Origin of the sequence: Flavobacterium lacisediminis, assembly GCF_025909975.1 — a bacterium.
Classification (GTDB): Bacteria; Bacteroidota; Bacteroidia; order Flavobacteriales; family Flavobacteriaceae; genus Flavobacterium; species Flavobacterium lacisediminis.
The window spans coordinates 445,864-461,012 of record NZ_JAPCIO010000002.1; the positions used below are offsets into that span (position 1 = coordinate 445,864).

The window sequence follows — 15,149 nt, forward strand, 5'->3', positions numbered from 1 at the left end:
TATATTATAATACTTCTGAAATCTTATAACGTTCTTCGTTGTTTTTGGTTCTTAGGATAATTTCACCTAAAAATCCGGCTAAGAATAATTGTGTTCCAATTAACATTGCGGTTAACGACAAATAAAATTGTGGTCTTTCGGTAATTAATCTTCCAGAAGTGTTGATGAATAATTTGTCGATTCCTAAATAGAAAGCAAATAAAAATCCAATCACAAACATAATTGAACCTAATAATCCAAAAAGATGCATTGGTCTTTTCCCGAAAGTTGATAAAAACCAAATCGTAATTAAATCTAAGAAACCATTGATAAAACGGCTCATTCCGAATTTAGAACTTCCGTATTTTCTAGCTTGATGAATCACGACTTTTTCACCGATTTTTCCAAATCCTGCATTTTTAGCTAATACTGGAATATAACGGTGCATTTCACCTGAAACTTCTATGTTTTTAATAACAATATTCTTGTAGGCTTTCAATCCGCAATTGAAATCATTTAAATGAACTCCAGACGTTTTTCGAGCAGCCCAATTGAATAATTTTGACGGAATATTTTTCGCTACAACAGAATCGTAACGTTTTTTCTTCCATCCCGAAATCAAATCATAATTATCTTCTGTAATTAAACGGAATAATTCTGGAATTTCATCAGGACTATCTTGTAAATCGGCATCCATGGTAATTACAACATCACCATGTGCTTTGGCAAAACCAGCATGTAAGGCTTGTGATTTTCCGTAATTTCTAAGAAAACGGATTCCTTTTACATTCGGATTTTCGTGAGATAATTTTGAAATAACATTCCAAGAAGCATCGGTACTACCATCATCGATAAATAGGATTTCGTATGAATAGTTGTGCGTTTGCATCACTTTCACAATCCAATTGTGTAACTCTGGTAACGATTCTTGTTCGTTTAATAATGGGATAACTATAGATAAATTCATTTATTTAGAATACAGGTTTGTCTTTTTTAACAATTACACCAACAATTAAAGAATGTATCAATCCGATAACACAATACATTACAATAGTGAAAGGAACTACAATGTAAGGATTCATGAATATTTTTACGAATTTCATCGACATTTTAAGTTGCTCAGATGTTAAGGTTGGGTTTTGTTTTACAGTTATCTCTTGAATTTTAGTTAATAATTCTTCTTTAAATTCAGGAAAGATAAAATCGAAAGCTAAATAAAATACACCATACATTAAAGCAGCAATGGCACAAACTGTAAGTCCGATTTTTATTGTTTCTCCCAACGATATAAAACCATGGTTTATCTTAGTTTTGTAATTATTTGCAGCTAAATAAATTAGTGCAAAAGGTAAAATAAGATAGTTTAAAACATTAATTAAAACACCAATTGCAGGGGATTCTTGCGGATTGATGTCTAAAACATACATGATTACAAATTGTAAAATCATTATTATACCAAAGGTAACACCAAAATTCACGGCTGATTTGCCTGGAGAGACTGTTTCTGTCATAAGAGTTAAATTAATTTACAAATATAAGAATTCTAATCGTTCTATATGAGTGATAAAAAATAAAAAAAAGTTACATAAAGATTGTTAGATTAAAAAATAAATGTAATTTTGCACTCTGAAATAAAAAGTTTATAAACCAAAAGGTTATAAAATGTTTACACCTCTTTTAATGTAGAGCCGCGAAACAAGTTATAATCGCTTAATAAAAAGATTTACAAAATGAAAAAAGGTATTCACCCAGAAAATTACAGATTAGTTGCATTTAAAGACATGTCAAATGAAGATGTTTTTATCACTAAATCTACAGTAGAAACTAAAGAAACTATTACTCACGAAGGTGTTGAGTATCCAGTTTTCAAAATGGAGATTTCTAGAACATCTCACCCTTTTTACACAGGTAAATCTAAACTTATTGATACTGCAGGTCGTATTGATAAATTCAACAGCAAATACGCTAAAAAAGCTAAATAATTTTTCGCTTTTTCAAAATAGAGAAAAGCTTCACTTAGGTGAGGCTTTTTTTATTGCCTAAATCTTCCTACTTTTGAGTATTGTTTTAAACAATTCATCACTTTAACAATTCAACATAATGAACTATATACTTTTTGACGGAACCGTTCGCAATGCGTTACTTCCTTTTACTTTTACTCGTCCAGTTGCTGATATTCGTATCGGAATTTTAACGATTCGTGAAAAGTGGGAAAAATATCTAGGATATACCACCACAACGCTTACAGAAGAATATTTGATGGACAAATATCCAATGGTAGAAATGGAAGAAAACATCATGATTAACGCTTCTTTTTTACCCAATCCGATTTTAATTGATATGGTTCAAAATTTGAATCCTAAAGAAGCGATTCTTTTTGGAGAAGAAATCATCGCTTTTCATACAAATGATACGCAAGAAGATATCGATTTTGATGAATATGAATTAATTGAATACGAAGGTGACGTTTTAAGAATTGAAAATACATGGGATATTTTTGCAAAGAATGATGCGGCTATTCGTGAAGATTTCGAATTACTTACAGAAGATAGATTTTCCCAACCCATTCCAAAAAGCGTCAACGTAATTGCACCTGAAAACATCTTCATTGAAGAAGGAGCGAAGTTGGAATTTGTAACGTTAAACGCTTCAACAGGTCCAATTTACATCGGAAAAAATGCGGAAATCATGGAAGGTTCGGTTATTCGTGGACCATTTGCTTTGTGCGAAGAAGCACAAGTGAAATTAGCTACTAAAGTTTACGGAGCAACAACTGTTGGTCCACATTGTCGCATTGGTGGAGAAGTAAATAACTCGGTTTTATTTGGTTATTCTAATAAAGGACATGATGGATTTTTAGGAAATTCCGTTTTAGGAGAATGGTGTAACATTGGCGCTGATTCAAATAATTCCAACTTAAAAAACAACTATGAAGAAGTGCGTTTGTGGAGTTATGAAACGGAAGGTTTTGCACGCACAGGCTTACAATTTTGTGGATTAATGATGGGCGATCACAGTAAATGTGGTATCAATACGATGTTTAATACAGGAACTGTGGTTGGAGTTTCAACGAATATTTTTGGATCTGGATTTCCAAGAAATTTTGTGCCAAGTTTCTCATGGGGAGGTGCTTCTGGATTCACCACTTACATCACTAAAAAAGCTTTCGAAACCGCTAAAATTGTAATGAGTCGCCGTCATGTAGAATTCACAGAAGAAGATGCTAAAATTTTAGAACACGTTTTTGAAGAAACGAAGAAGTATAGAAAAGAGTAATCTAATTTGAAAATTTGAAGATGTATGTATTTGAATATTACTTTGACTCTAATTACATTTTCAAATTTTCAAATGAAATAATTTTCAAATTTAACTATCTTTGCACTCTCAATTTTTTGACAACGATTTCATTAATTGAGTTTTACTTATGGAAAACAAGAAAAAAGTCGCATTCTACACTTTAGGATGCAAATTGAACTTCTCAGAAACGTCTACAATTGCACGTGATTTTCAAAATGAAGGTTTTGAACGTGTTGATTTCGAGGAAATTGCAGATATTTATGTAATTAATACGTGTTCGGTTACCGATAATGCCGACAAACAATTCAAGCAGATTGTTAAAAAAGCAATGAAGCTGAATGATAAAGCATTTGTTGCAGCAGTTGGTTGTTATGCCCAATTAAAACCAGAAGAATTAGCCGCAGTTGATGGCGTAGATTTGGTTTTAGGAGCAACAGAAAAATTCAAAATCACCGATTATATTAATGACTTGTCGAAAAACGACATGGGTGAAGTTCACTCATGCGAAATCGAAGAAGCCGATTTTTACGTTGGAAGTTATTCAATTGGCGACAGAACTCGTGCTTTCTTAAAAGTACAAGATGGTTGCGATTATAAATGTACTTATTGTACGATTCCATTAGCAAGAGGAATTTCTCGAAGTGATGCATTAGAAAATGTATTGAAAAATGCATCTGAAATTTCACAACAAGGCATCAAAGAAATTGTATTAACAGGAGTAAATATTGGTGATTACGGAAAAGGGGAATTCGGAAATAAAAAACACGAACACACTTTCTTAGATTTAGTAAAAGCTTTAGATGAAGTAGAAGGAATCGAGCGTTTGCGAATTTCTTCTATCGAACCTAATTTGTTGAAAAATGAAACTATCGAATTTGTGTCACAAAGTCGAACATTCGTTCCTCATTTTCATATTCCTTTACAATCAGGTTCTAACGATATTTTGAAGAAAATGAAACGTCGTTACATGCGTGAATTGTATACTGAACGTGTTGCAAAAATTCGCGAAGTAATGCCTCATGCTTGTATTGGAGTAGATGTGATTGTTGGATTTCCAGGTGAAACTGATGAACATTTCTTAGAAACGTATCATTTTTTGAATGATTTAGATATTTCGTATTTACACGTTTTTACCTATTCGGAAAGAGATAATACAGAAGCGGTTGATATGGATGGAGTAGTGCCAGCTAATGTGCGTTCGAAAAGAAGTAAAATGCTACGCGGACTTTCAGTTAAGAAAAGAAGAGCGTTTTATGAAAGTCAAATTGGAACCAATAGAACCGTTTTATTCGAAAGCGAAAATAAAGAAGGTTATATCCACGGATTTACAGAGAATTACGTAAAAGTAAAAACACCTTGGAATCCAGAATTAGTTAATACATTACACGAAATTAATCTAACCAAAATAGACGAAGACGGAAGTGTAAGAATGGAATTCATAAACGTTGAAGCATAAAAAAAATCCCAAGTTTAATAGGCTTGGGATTTTTTTAGGATTAAATCATTAACCCTGGAGGCAAAAGCTCTCGATATTTTCTGTTTTTTCTAAAGAAACTTATGAACTTTGCGTGCGTTGGCACCACTTTTAGTTTTCGTTCTTCAGCTAGTTCTAGTACGGTTTTAATAAATTCATGATGCAACTCTTCATCTTCATTATTGTTATTACAAAATTTGGTTAAAAACAGCTTGCGTTCTTGTACAGAGTACTCAATTGCAACCAAACCAGTTTCCGTAATAATTTCAAATTGTCTTAAAAGTTCATTATCTTTGATTTCCATGATAACTTCAATTAGAGTGCAAATTTACGAAACTTTTTTAATATAATGGTAATGAGTAAGATTCCAGTTTATTTCATGCCAGGTTTGGCAGCAAGTCCTACAATTTTCGAAAACATAAAATTACCAGAAGACCAATTTGAAATGCATTTTTTGGAATGGTTTTTGCCCGATGATAAAGAAAGTATTGAAAGTTACGCGCTTAGAATGACTGAGAAAATTCAAGATGAAAATCCAGTTTTAGTTGGAGTTTCTTTTGGAGGAGTTTTGGTTCAGGAAATGGCTAAGCATATGAAAGTGCGTAAAGTAATTATCATTTCGAGTGTAAAATCCAATACCGAATTTCCATCGCGTTTTAAAGTTGCGAAAGCGACTAAAGCTTATAAGTTAATTCCGACCCAACTTTTGGCAGATATTGAAAAATTGGTTAAATATGCATTTGGTGATAATATTGTGGCGAAACGATTGAAGTTGTACGAACGATATTTATCGGTACGAGATAAAAACTATTTGGATTGGGCAATTGAAACCATTTTGTGTTGGAAACAAAAAGAAATAAACGAATCAGTAATTCATATTCATGGCGATGCTGATGAGGTTTTTCCAATTAAAAACATTCAAAATTGCATTGTTTTAAAAGGCGGAACACATATTATGATTGTAAATAAATTCAAGTGGTTGAATGAAAATCTACCTAAATTAATATTAAAATAAAAGAATAATGAAAAAGGTATTGACAAAGAAAGTAGCGATTGTAGCATTAATAGCCGCTTTAGGAAGTTTTTTTATTTATGGAGTAGTTTCTGATGGAACAAAATATGCGCCAGTAGGTTATAATCTAAAAATGGATTTTGCAGGAGAAGAAGTGCCTACTTTTATGGCTGATGTTCAAGAACGTTTGGACAAAGAAATGATTACCAATATGAATTATCATACCAATACGACTTTGGTAATTAAACGTGCGAATAAAGTTTTTCCTATCATAGAACCTATCTTAAAAAAATATGGAGTTCCAGATGATTTTAAATATTTAGCCGTAATAGAAAGTAGTTTAGTAAATGCAGTTTCGCCTGCAGGAGCAAGAGGTGTTTGGCAATTTATGCCTGCAACAGCTAAAGAAAAAGGAATGGAAGTAAGTGATGAGGTAGATGAACGTTATCATTTAGAAAAATCAACTGAAGCGGCTTGTAAGTATTTATTGGTAGCAAAGGAGAAATTCGGTTCTTGGACGTTAGCAGCGGCTTCGTATAATGGTGGAATGAACGGAATCAGTAAAAAAATGGAAGAACAGCAAGTAGCGGATTATTACGATTTATTACTTACTGAAGAAACTTCACGTTATGTTTTCCGAATTTTAGCTTTGAAAGAAATTATGTCAAAATCAGAAAAGTATGGATTTAATATTCCAAACGAAGCGCTTTATTACAATATTCCAACAAAAAAGATTGTGATTGACTCTTCCATTACTGATTTAGCAAAATTTGCTAAAACACAAGGTGTAAATTATAAGATTTTAAAAATCCACAATCCTTGGTTGCGAGATAAAAAATTAACGATTACAACAGGTAAAAAATATGAAATCGAAATTCCAACTTCAGGATATAACAAACAATAAACGTCCTATGGATATTCAAGTAGTTCTGTCTTTAGTCTTAATTGGTGTTTTAGCTGGAATTCTAAGTGGATTAGTTGGAGTAGGTGGAGGTGTTGTTATGGTGCCTTTGTTAGTGTTGTTTTTAGGTTTTAACCAACATCAGGCGCAAGGAACTAGTTTAGCAGTTTTAGTGGTTCCAGTAACTGCAATTGCGGTGTATACCTATCACAAAGAAGGTTATATCGATTGGCGCTATGTGGGAATAATTGCTGTTTTCTTTGTAGTTGGAGGGTATTTTGGAAGTAAAATGGCTGTTAGTTTAGATCAAAAGATGCTCAAAAAAGTATTTGGTTTTATTCTTTTGCTTATTGCAGGAAAGATGTTACTTGGAAAATAAAAACCATACAGAAAATCAATAGGTTTTTGAGATTGTAGAGTAGAATTTAAGTGACTCAAAAAGGGTGTTTTTCTGTATGGTGAATTTAATGTTCTGCTAATATACTTTTATTGAAGCTATTTGTTATTAATAGATTTTTAATTTCTTCATCAAAAAAAGCGATACAATTTTGTGTAGAAGTCTTTAAATCGATTTTATAAACAGGTTTTAAGCTTCTTTTTTTAAGACTAACAAGTTTTCTGTTTTCATCTAAGTAATAAGTTGTTGGAAATCCTAAAGCATTTTTGAGTAATTGTATGGCTTTTGTGTCTTTGCTATAATCTTGATGTGCATAACAAACTTCAATGTTTGAATTGAATTTGCGAGCAATTTTCTTCATATTTTGTTTTTTATCCCAAAAAACCACTATAATTTTTATTCTTCCCTTGTATTCTTGTGCTAATTTATTTAAAGCTGGAATTTCCCCTTTTTCCATCACACACCAAGAAGCATAGGTAAAAATTATAGTGGGTAGTTGTATAGTACTCAATTGTAATCTTTTTTTACCAATTCGTTTAAAAGAAAAATCATCAAAGCGAGTTCCAATTAATGTTTCGTTCACAAGCGAATCAAACAAAAAGGTTGCTTTTTGATACTCTTTATTAGTGTAGGCTTTGTTGCTATGACGAATATAGGTTTTAATATTCTTTTGTACAGCAGTTGAAAATAGGGCAAGACTATCTTTGGTTGCAAAAGTTGTTGCAGTGTTTAAAACCAAAAATAATGTAAAGTATAACTTTTTCATAGTCTTACATTTAATTAGGTTAAAGCTATGAAAATGAAATACTTAAAGCTAAAAAACTCGTCAAACTAAAAAATTACTCGATAAACAAACAAAAAAAGCACCTCTAAAGGTGCTTTTGTGTGTTGAAAATGAGTGAATTACATTTTTTTCATTTGGTCTTTCATCATTTTAATTTGATCTTTCAACATATTTTGTTTGTCTAATTTCTTAGCTTCATTCAATAAAGAAGTTGCTTCCATTTTTCTTCTTCTTGTCATAGCAATTCCTGCTAATTGTAATTTAGCTAAAGCTAAATCTTGGTCCATAGACAATCCTAAAGCAATTGCTTTTTTGAAATAACGCTCAGCTTCATTAAGGTTTGTTTGCGAAACCATTAAGCCATGTAAGTAATTAAAATAACCTTGTTGTTTTTTTACTAAAGCTGCTTCTGGGTTTTTAATGTGTGCCAACCATTTTTGTGCGCCAGGAAAATCTTGTTTTCTTAATTTTAAAAAAGCTAATAAAATGAATTCGTTTTTAAAATATAAGAAAATAAAAATGGTAGAAAATAATAGTAAAAAGATACCATTACCTATATTATTTTCTGTGAATTGATAAATTCCGAATGCTATAACTAAGGCTGCTAAAACTAATTTGATATTTTTGTGAAACATATTGTTATTTTTTGTTTGATGCAAAGGTAATAAAATCAATTAAAAATATTTTTAAAAAAGTACTTGCGAATGAAAAAAGTCTTTGTATATTTGCACTCGGTTTTCAGGATAGGAAACCTATGAGTTTTAAAAAAGATTTTTATTTATAGATTTTAAAAGATACTACAATGAGTAAGAGAACGTTTCAACCATCAAAAAGAAAAAGAAGAAATAAGCACGGTTTCATGGATAGAATGGCTTCTGCTAATGGAAGAAAAGTGCTTGCTCGTAGAAGAGCTAAAGGAAGACATAAGTTAACTGTTTCTTGCGAACCAAGACACAAAAAATAATGTTTTAGCTTAAAACAATATATCAGCCGTTACTTTTATTAGTAGCGGCTTTTTTTTAAACTGTTTATAAAATTTGAATAAGTTTTGAAGTTCATTTTGATGCAACTCTTTGAAAATTAGTAATTTTATAATCACAATATAACTACAACCCACAACAACAAAACAACAACACAATGCCTAAAGACACCACAATCAAATCGGTATTAATTATTGGATCAGGACCTATCGTAATTGGTCAAGCTTGCGAATTTGACTACGCAGGTTCTCAATCGGCTCGCTCACTTCGTGAAGAAGGAATTGAAGTTATCTTAATTAACTCAAACCCTGCAACGATTATGACCGACCCATCCATGGCCGATCATGTTTACTTAAAACCGCTTACCACAAAATCTATTATTGAAATCCTTAAAGCGCATCCTCAAATTGATGCTGTTTTACCAACCATGGGAGGGCAAACTGCTTTAAATCTTTGTATTGAAGCCGATGAAAAAGGAATTTGGAAAGATTTCAACGTAAGATTAATTGGTGTAGATATCAATGCCATCAACATTACTGAAGATAGAGAGCAATTCAAAAACTTATTAAATAAAATCGGAATTCCGCAAGCACCAGCTAAAACGGCTAACTCTTTCTTACAAGGAAAAGAAATTGCTCAGGAGTTTGGTTTTCCATTAGTAATCCGTCCTTCGTTTACTTTAGGAGGAACTGGAGCAGCAATTGTTTACAAAAAAGAAGATTTTGATGGTGCATTAACTTACGGTTTAGAAGCATCACCAATTCACGAAGTGTTGATTGACAAGGCTTTAATGGGGTGGAAAGAATACGAATTAGAATTATTACGCGATAGTAACGACAACGTAGTAATCATCTGTACGATTGAAAATATGGACCCAATGGGAATTCATACTGGAGATTCGATTACAGTGGCGCCAGCGATGACTTTATCGGACACAACATTCCAAAAAATGCGTGATATGGCGATTTTAATGATGCGCTCTATCGGAAATTTTGCTGGAGGTTGTAACGTACAATTCGCAGTTTCACCAGATGATAAAGAAGATATCGTAGCAATTGAAATCAATCCTCGTGTATCTCGTTCTTCTGCATTAGCTTCAAAAGCTACGGGTTATCCAATTGCAAAAATCGCATCGAAATTAGCTTTAGGATATAACTTAGATGAATTACAAAATCAAATTACAAAATCAACTTCGGCTTTATTTGAACCAACGTTAGATTATGTAATCGTTAAAATACCAAGATGGAACTTCGATAAATTTGAAGGTTCAGACCGTACGTTAGGACTTCAAATGAAATCGGTAGGTGAAGTGATGGGAATTGGACGTTCGTTCCAAGAAGCGCTTCACAAGGCTACTCAGTCGTTAGAAATCAAACGTAATGGGTTAGGAGCAGACGGAAAAGGTTATAAAAACTACGAACAAATCATCGAAAAATTAACTTTCGCGAGTTGGGACAGAGTTTTCGTAATCTATGACGCCATCGCAATGGGAATTCCATTAAGTAGAATTCACGAGATTACTAAAATCGACATGTGGTTCTTGAAACAATATGAAGAATTATTCCATTTAGAAAGAGAAATTTCGAATTATAAAGTAGATACGTTACCAAGAGAATTGCTGTTAGAAGCAAAACAAAAAGGCTACGGAGATCGCCAAATTGCGCACATGATGGGATGTTTGGAAAGTCAAGTACACAAATTGCGTGACGAACAAAATATCAGACGTGTTTACAAATTAGTAGATACGTGTGCGGCAGAATTTAAAGCAGTAACGCCTTATTTCTACTCGACTTTTGAAGCTGAAATTGAAAAAGCAGACGGAACCAAATACGTTCACAATGAAAGTATTGTTACCGATAAGAAAAAAGTTGTCGTTTTAGGTTCTGGACCAAACCGAATTGGCCAAGGAATTGAGTTCGATTATTCTTGTGTTCACGGTGTTTTAGCGGCTAAAGAGTGTGGTTACGAAACCATCATGATTAACTGTAATCCAGAAACGGTTTCTACTGATTTTGATACGGCAGATAAATTGTATTTCGAGCCTGTTTTTTGGGAACATATTTACGATATCATCCAACACGAAAAACCAGAAGGTGTAATCGTTCAATTAGGTGGACAAACGGCTTTAAAATTAGCTGAAAAATTAGCCAAGTACGGTATTAAAATCTTAGGAACTTCATTCGATGCTTTGGATTTAGCGGAAGATAGAGGTCGTTTTTCAGAATTGTTAACTAAATTAAATATTCCTTTTCCTAAGTTTGGAATTGCAGAAAGTGCGGAAGAAGCTTCGGTATTAGCAGATACGTTAGACTTCCCATTATTAGTTCGTCCTTCGTATGTATTGGGCGGACAAGGAATGAAAATTGTGATTAACAAACAAGAATTAGAAGAACACGTAATTGATTTATTAAAATCGATTCCTGGAAATAAATTATTGTTAGACCATTATTTAGATGGCGCAATCGAAGCTGAAGCAGATGCTATTTGCGATGCGGATGGAAATGTGTACATCATAGGAATTATGGAGCACATTGAGCCATGTGGAGTTCACTCAGGTGATAGTAACGCAACTTTGCCTCCTTTTAACTTGGGCGAATTTGTAATGCAACAAATCAAAGACCACACGGAAAAAATCGCGAGAGCTTTACAAACTGTTGGTTTAATCAATATTCAGTTTGCGATAAAAGACGATACGGTTTATATTATTGAAGCGAATCCAAGAGCTTCTCGTACAGTTCCGTTTATTGCAAAAGCGTATGGCGAACCGTATGTAAATTATGCAACAAAAGTAATGTTAGGTCACAATAAAGTAACCGATTTTACTTTCAATCCGCAATTGAAAGGATATGCGATTAAGCAACCAGTTTTCTCTTTCAGTAAGTTTCCAAATGTAAACAAAGCATTAGGACCAGAAATGAAATCAACTGGAGAAAGCATCTTATTCATAGATGATTTAAAAGACGATCAATTCTACGATTTGTATGCCAGAAGAAAAATGTACTTAACAAAGTAATACAGAAAATCCCAATCGTAAGATTGGGATTTTTTTATACTTTAAAAATGGCGAGTTGTCTAATAGCTTTTAGCTTTGATAGTAACGTTAAACTGCTTAAGACTGATGAGGAAATTTACGAATTATTTGTTATGAAATATGGCGCTCGAATATCCAAAGAATTTCATTTAACGGTTAAAAATAGCATTGGTTTTAAAAAGGTTTATTGAAGTTCTTTTTTAATTTGCTCAATACCATTAATAATTCCAGTAAAATATTTATCATTTTTAAATTCCGGAATTATAAAATTCTCTATAATGTTTTTAGTTTCTTCATCAGTAAGTTTCTCTCTAATTTGGTCTACGTTTTGAATTTGAATTTCTCTAAGATTTTTACTAATAACAATTACAATTTCAGCATTTTTCTTTTGTTTTGTATTTATGTTTATAGCCAAATCTAATGAGTAATTGAAAATGTCTTCATAAGGATCGATTGAAGGAGTTGTTACCAAAATAATTTTGTGTTCAGATTGTTTGAAATACGCTTCTAGTTTTTCATCTATGATTGGCACTTCTTCCCATGAAAGTATACCTTCAAAATCATTAACGAAATATAAAATTTCTGGTAAATTTCCTTTTTTGTTTTCTAATTGTGGATTTACTTGAGCAAAAAAAGTGTTGGTAAATAGGATAGTAAGGAGAATTATAAAGTATGTTTTATTCATAATTTAGGTTTAAATTGCTATCAACGTTCCTACGCTTGGTTTCAGTTGCGAAATTTGGTGCTGAGTTTTTTTGCTAAGATAAAATTTCTTTCGGAACGCAAACGTGTATTACCAGCAGTTTTTTTTATCAATGTTTAATTTTTTTATCTTTATTTTCAAACTTAAAAATTAATTTGTCGATTCTCCTTTTGTTTTGTTGTTGTAATAATGAAGGAAATAAATTCATTACTATATTTACAATTAACATAATAAATGCCAAAAGATATTTTTGATAAAACAACTCATAAATAACTATAATTAAAACAAAAATGAATGCAAATAAATGATCTATTTCAGCTTTAGTCATTTCATTTCGAATATTTTTCACTTCTGAAATGTTAATTTTTCTTTCAAATTTTAGTTTTTGGTTTAAGAATTTAAAAAATGTGTTTTTCACAATCCATTTAACTATTCCAACTCCTATAATTTTATTTGTCTTATCGCTTTTTACAAAATTAAGATTTGATAAAATTGAATTGTAAAAATTTGTTTTTCTTATTAATACTGTCAAAATCATTCCAACAATAAAAGAAATGAATACAATTGAAATGCTGAAACTTAAATGTTTTAATATCACTTTAAATTATGGTTAATTTATTAATGTTTATTTTTCAAATTTTTTAAGAAACTTGTAATTTGCATCTTTAAGGGATTTACGCAAGTTGTTTGTTTTTGAACCGCCACCACTTTTTCTAATTCCATCTGTTTCATAAATATCATTCGAATTTAGTATATTATACTCTAATTTAGTCCTAAATGTAGCTCTAGAAAATCCAAAATGCCAAGAAATTTCAGATATTTTTGCTTCGACAACAATTTCATTACTTGAGATATTATTCCTATCTTTTATAAATTTTAAGTCAAACTTTGTTTCTTTTGCAAGTTCCTCGATTGATTCCTTAAATACATCCTCAACGATTGGTGGATAATTATCATCGAAAATTGTTGTTGTGTATAATCCACTCATTTTAACTTCTTTTATGCTATTCGTATCTAAAATAAAGTAAATGGTTTTATTTTGATAAAAATTTTGATTCAAGTTATTCATAGTATAATTGTGTGAAGTTCCACAACTAAACAAAATTAGAATTGTTGAAAAAATTAAAGATTTTTTTATTATATTCATTTTTTTCGGTTTTTTGATAAATGTTGTATAACTTGTTTATATGTCTGATAAGTATCAGTTATATTTTCTTTCAAAAATAATGAAAAAACCTTACAAATCATCAAATGATTTTCTACATCATCATATTGTAACAAACAAAAAAAGCACCGATTTCTCAGTGCTTTTTATATCAAAAAATAGTTGGTATTACATACCACCCATTTGTTTTTGGAATTCTTCCATAGTTACTTTTGTAAAGCCTTCGCCAACTTTAAATGCATCTGCTGGAATTTCTTTAGAAAATTTGGTAGCAGTCATAATCATTTCACCTTGTGCAGTTTGAACCTTTATTTCTAAAGGATAACCAGTTAATTTAACTTTAGCATCTGCGGATGTTGGTGCTTGTGGTGCAATTGCTTCAGTAACATAGAATGTACTTTTTGTATCATCATTCATTGTTACAGTAGCTTTGTAGCATTTAAATCCTACGATTTCTTTTGTATCTTTTTTGTCGTAAACAATTTCTTTAGCATCATCTAAGTTGCTAAGACCTTTAGAAGTTTTAGAAGCTTCTTCACCAACGTCAGTAATTTCATATTTCATACCCATTACTTCCATTGTCATTTTAGAATCTTTTTTATTCTCAGTAGGAACAATAGTTTTCATTAACATCATGCCACCCATCATACTCATGTCGGTAGCTTGCATTGATTCATTAAAATGAACAGTTATAGTGCTTTCGCCCATAGCGGCCATTTCTTCACTTGCACCAGGCATTGTCATGTTGTAAGTTACAGAACCTTTTTTTAATTGTGTTTGTGCATTGGCTGTAATTCCTACAAATAACAGGGCAGTTAATGCAATTTGTGTGATTTTTTTCATGTGAGTTTCTTGTTTGTATAATAGTTGTAAATATAATAAAATACTATTTTAATACAAATTCAAATCGAACATTTACTTTCTTGGTAACTTTTTTACTTACTACACTTGGGATTTCAATGTCAAAGTCATCTGTATTAACAGTAAAGTCAGAAACAATTTCCATGCCATCTTTTCCTTTCTTAATTTTTGCTGATATTGTTATGTCTTTTACTTTTCCATGAAGTTCTAATTTCCCTTTGATGGTGTAATTAGTTGCAGTTGTGGTAATCTTAGAAATATCGAAATTTTCAATTTTTCCTTTAAAAGTTGCCTTTGGAAATTTGTCGCTTTCTACATAATTTTCGTTAAAATGCTCTTCCATTAAAGCTACTTTAAATCTAAATCCTTTCATTAAGGCTAATGAAGCTATTTCGCCAGTTTGAGTATTTAACACACAAGAAACGCCTGAATTTTTTGCTTTAACTTCTTCAAATGATGGCACTGAGGCTTCAAAAGAAATACTACCGGTTTTGGTAATCATTTTGTCTTGTGCTATAGAAGAACAGCTAATTAATAGCAAAAGGGCAATTATTTTAGTTTTCAT

The 15,149-nt window shown here is 31.6% G+C and carries 18 protein-coding genes; 8 read left to right on the top strand and 10 right to left on the bottom strand.

Going from position 1 to position 15,149, the window contains the following annotated elements:
* Positions 1-4: 4 nt before the first annotated feature.
* Together OJ995_RS04635 and OJ995_RS04640 are read right to left on the bottom strand one after the other, a co-directional pair.
* Entirely contained in the window at positions 5-946 is a 942-nt protein-coding gene (locus OJ995_RS04635; RefSeq protein WP_264368352.1) for a glycosyltransferase family 2 protein, read from the bottom strand.
* A gap of 4 nt (positions 947-950) precedes the next feature.
* A complete protein-coding gene (locus OJ995_RS04640; RefSeq protein WP_264368353.1) occupies positions 951-1,490 on the bottom strand; it encodes a DUF4199 domain-containing protein in 540 nt (179 codons plus the stop codon).
* Between the two features lie 219 nt (positions 1,491-1,709).
* Between OJ995_RS04640 and OJ995_RS04645 the strand changes: the two genes are divergently transcribed.
* The 3 genes from OJ995_RS04645 (at position 1,710) to mtaB (ending at position 4,732) form a co-directional block, all read left to right on the top strand.
* On the top strand, positions 1,710-1,961 hold the full coding sequence (locus OJ995_RS04645) for a type B 50S ribosomal protein L31 (protein WP_026724762.1): 252 nt from the start codon (positions 1,710-1,712) through the stop codon (positions 1,959-1,961).
* Positions 1,962-2,079: 118 nt separating this feature from the next.
* Complete coding sequence (locus OJ995_RS04650) at positions 2,080-3,255, top strand: GlmU family protein (RefSeq protein WP_264368354.1); 1,176 nt, start codon at positions 2,080-2,082, stop codon at positions 3,253-3,255.
* A gap of 148 nt (positions 3,256-3,403) precedes the next feature.
* Positions 3,404-4,732, top strand: coding sequence for a tRNA (N(6)-L-threonylcarbamoyladenosine(37)-C(2))-methylthiotransferase MtaB (mtaB, locus tag OJ995_RS04655; protein WP_133610792.1), 1,329 nt, complete (start codon positions 3,404-3,406; stop codon positions 4,730-4,732).
* Positions 4,733-4,772: 40 nt separating this feature from the next.
* Here the strand turns inward: mtaB and OJ995_RS04660 are convergent, their stop codons facing one another.
* Positions 4,773-5,054: a GNAT family N-acetyltransferase gene (locus tag OJ995_RS04660; RefSeq protein ID WP_133610790.1), complete on the bottom strand. Its 282-nt coding sequence runs from the start codon at positions 5,052-5,054 to the stop codon at positions 4,773-4,775.
* Positions 5,055-5,105: 51 nt separating this feature from the next.
* Between OJ995_RS04660 and OJ995_RS04665 the strand changes: the two genes are divergently transcribed.
* The 3 genes from OJ995_RS04665 to OJ995_RS04675 are packed head-to-tail and all read left to right on the top strand — an operon-like array spanning position 5,106 to position 7,042.
* Positions 5,106-5,765: an alpha/beta hydrolase family protein gene (locus OJ995_RS04665; protein WP_264368355.1), complete on the top strand. Its 660-nt coding sequence runs from the start codon at positions 5,106-5,108 to the stop codon at positions 5,763-5,765.
* Positions 5,766-5,772: 7 nt separating this feature from the next.
* Positions 5,773-6,666, top strand: coding sequence for a transglycosylase SLT domain-containing protein (locus OJ995_RS04670; RefSeq protein WP_264368356.1), 894 nt, complete (start codon positions 5,773-5,775; stop codon positions 6,664-6,666).
* 7 nt (positions 6,667-6,673) lie between these two features.
* A complete protein-coding gene (locus tag OJ995_RS04675; RefSeq protein ID WP_264368451.1) occupies positions 6,674-7,042 on the top strand; it encodes a sulfite exporter TauE/SafE family protein in 369 nt (122 codons plus the stop codon).
* A gap of 85 nt (positions 7,043-7,127) precedes the next feature.
* Here the strand turns inward: OJ995_RS04675 and OJ995_RS04680 are convergent, their stop codons facing one another.
* Both OJ995_RS04680 and OJ995_RS04685 read right to left on the bottom strand, forming a co-directional pair.
* Entirely contained in the window at positions 7,128-7,826 is a 699-nt protein-coding gene (locus OJ995_RS04680) for a TlpA family protein disulfide reductase (protein WP_264368357.1), read from the bottom strand.
* Between the two features lie 137 nt (positions 7,827-7,963).
* A complete protein-coding gene (locus OJ995_RS04685; protein ID WP_111567763.1) occupies positions 7,964-8,479 on the bottom strand; it encodes a DUF2892 domain-containing protein in 516 nt (171 codons plus the stop codon).
* Positions 8,480-8,646: 167 nt separating this feature from the next.
* Here OJ995_RS04685 and rpmH point away from each other — a divergent pair, with 167 nt between their 5' ends.
* Together rpmH and carB are read left to right on the top strand one after the other, a co-directional pair.
* A complete protein-coding gene (gene rpmH, locus OJ995_RS04690; protein ID WP_007136275.1) occupies positions 8,647-8,808 on the top strand; it encodes a 50S ribosomal protein L34 in 162 nt (53 codons plus the stop codon).
* A gap of 173 nt (positions 8,809-8,981) precedes the next feature.
* Entirely contained in the window at positions 8,982-11,837 is a 2,856-nt protein-coding gene (gene carB, locus OJ995_RS04695) for a carbamoyl-phosphate synthase large subunit (RefSeq protein ID WP_264368358.1), read from the top strand.
* A gap of 202 nt (positions 11,838-12,039) precedes the next feature.
* Here carB and OJ995_RS04700 read toward each other — a convergent pair whose 3' ends face one another.
* From OJ995_RS04700 to OJ995_RS04720, 5 genes are all read right to left on the bottom strand, one after another.
* Positions 12,040-12,540 (bottom strand): TPM domain-containing protein, encoded by a 501-nt coding sequence (locus OJ995_RS04700; RefSeq protein WP_264368359.1) that lies wholly within the window; start codon positions 12,538-12,540, stop codon positions 12,040-12,042.
* Between the two features lie 127 nt (positions 12,541-12,667).
* The gene (locus OJ995_RS04705) at positions 12,668-13,156 is read right to left on the bottom strand and encodes a glycosyl-4,4'-diaponeurosporenoate acyltransferase CrtO family protein (RefSeq protein WP_264368360.1); all 489 of its coding nucleotides are present in this window, start codon (positions 13,154-13,156) and stop codon (positions 12,668-12,670) included.
* Positions 13,157-13,183: 27 nt separating this feature from the next.
* On the bottom strand, positions 13,184-13,705 hold the full coding sequence (locus OJ995_RS04710; protein ID WP_264368361.1) for a hypothetical protein: 522 nt from the start codon (positions 13,703-13,705) through the stop codon (positions 13,184-13,186).
* A gap of 186 nt (positions 13,706-13,891) precedes the next feature.
* Entirely contained in the window at positions 13,892-14,566 is a 675-nt protein-coding gene (locus OJ995_RS04715) for a hypothetical protein (protein WP_264368362.1), read from the bottom strand.
* Between the two features lie 43 nt (positions 14,567-14,609).
* Positions 14,610-15,149: a YceI family protein gene (locus tag OJ995_RS04720; RefSeq protein ID WP_264368363.1), complete on the bottom strand. Its 540-nt coding sequence runs from the start codon at positions 15,147-15,149 to the stop codon at positions 14,610-14,612.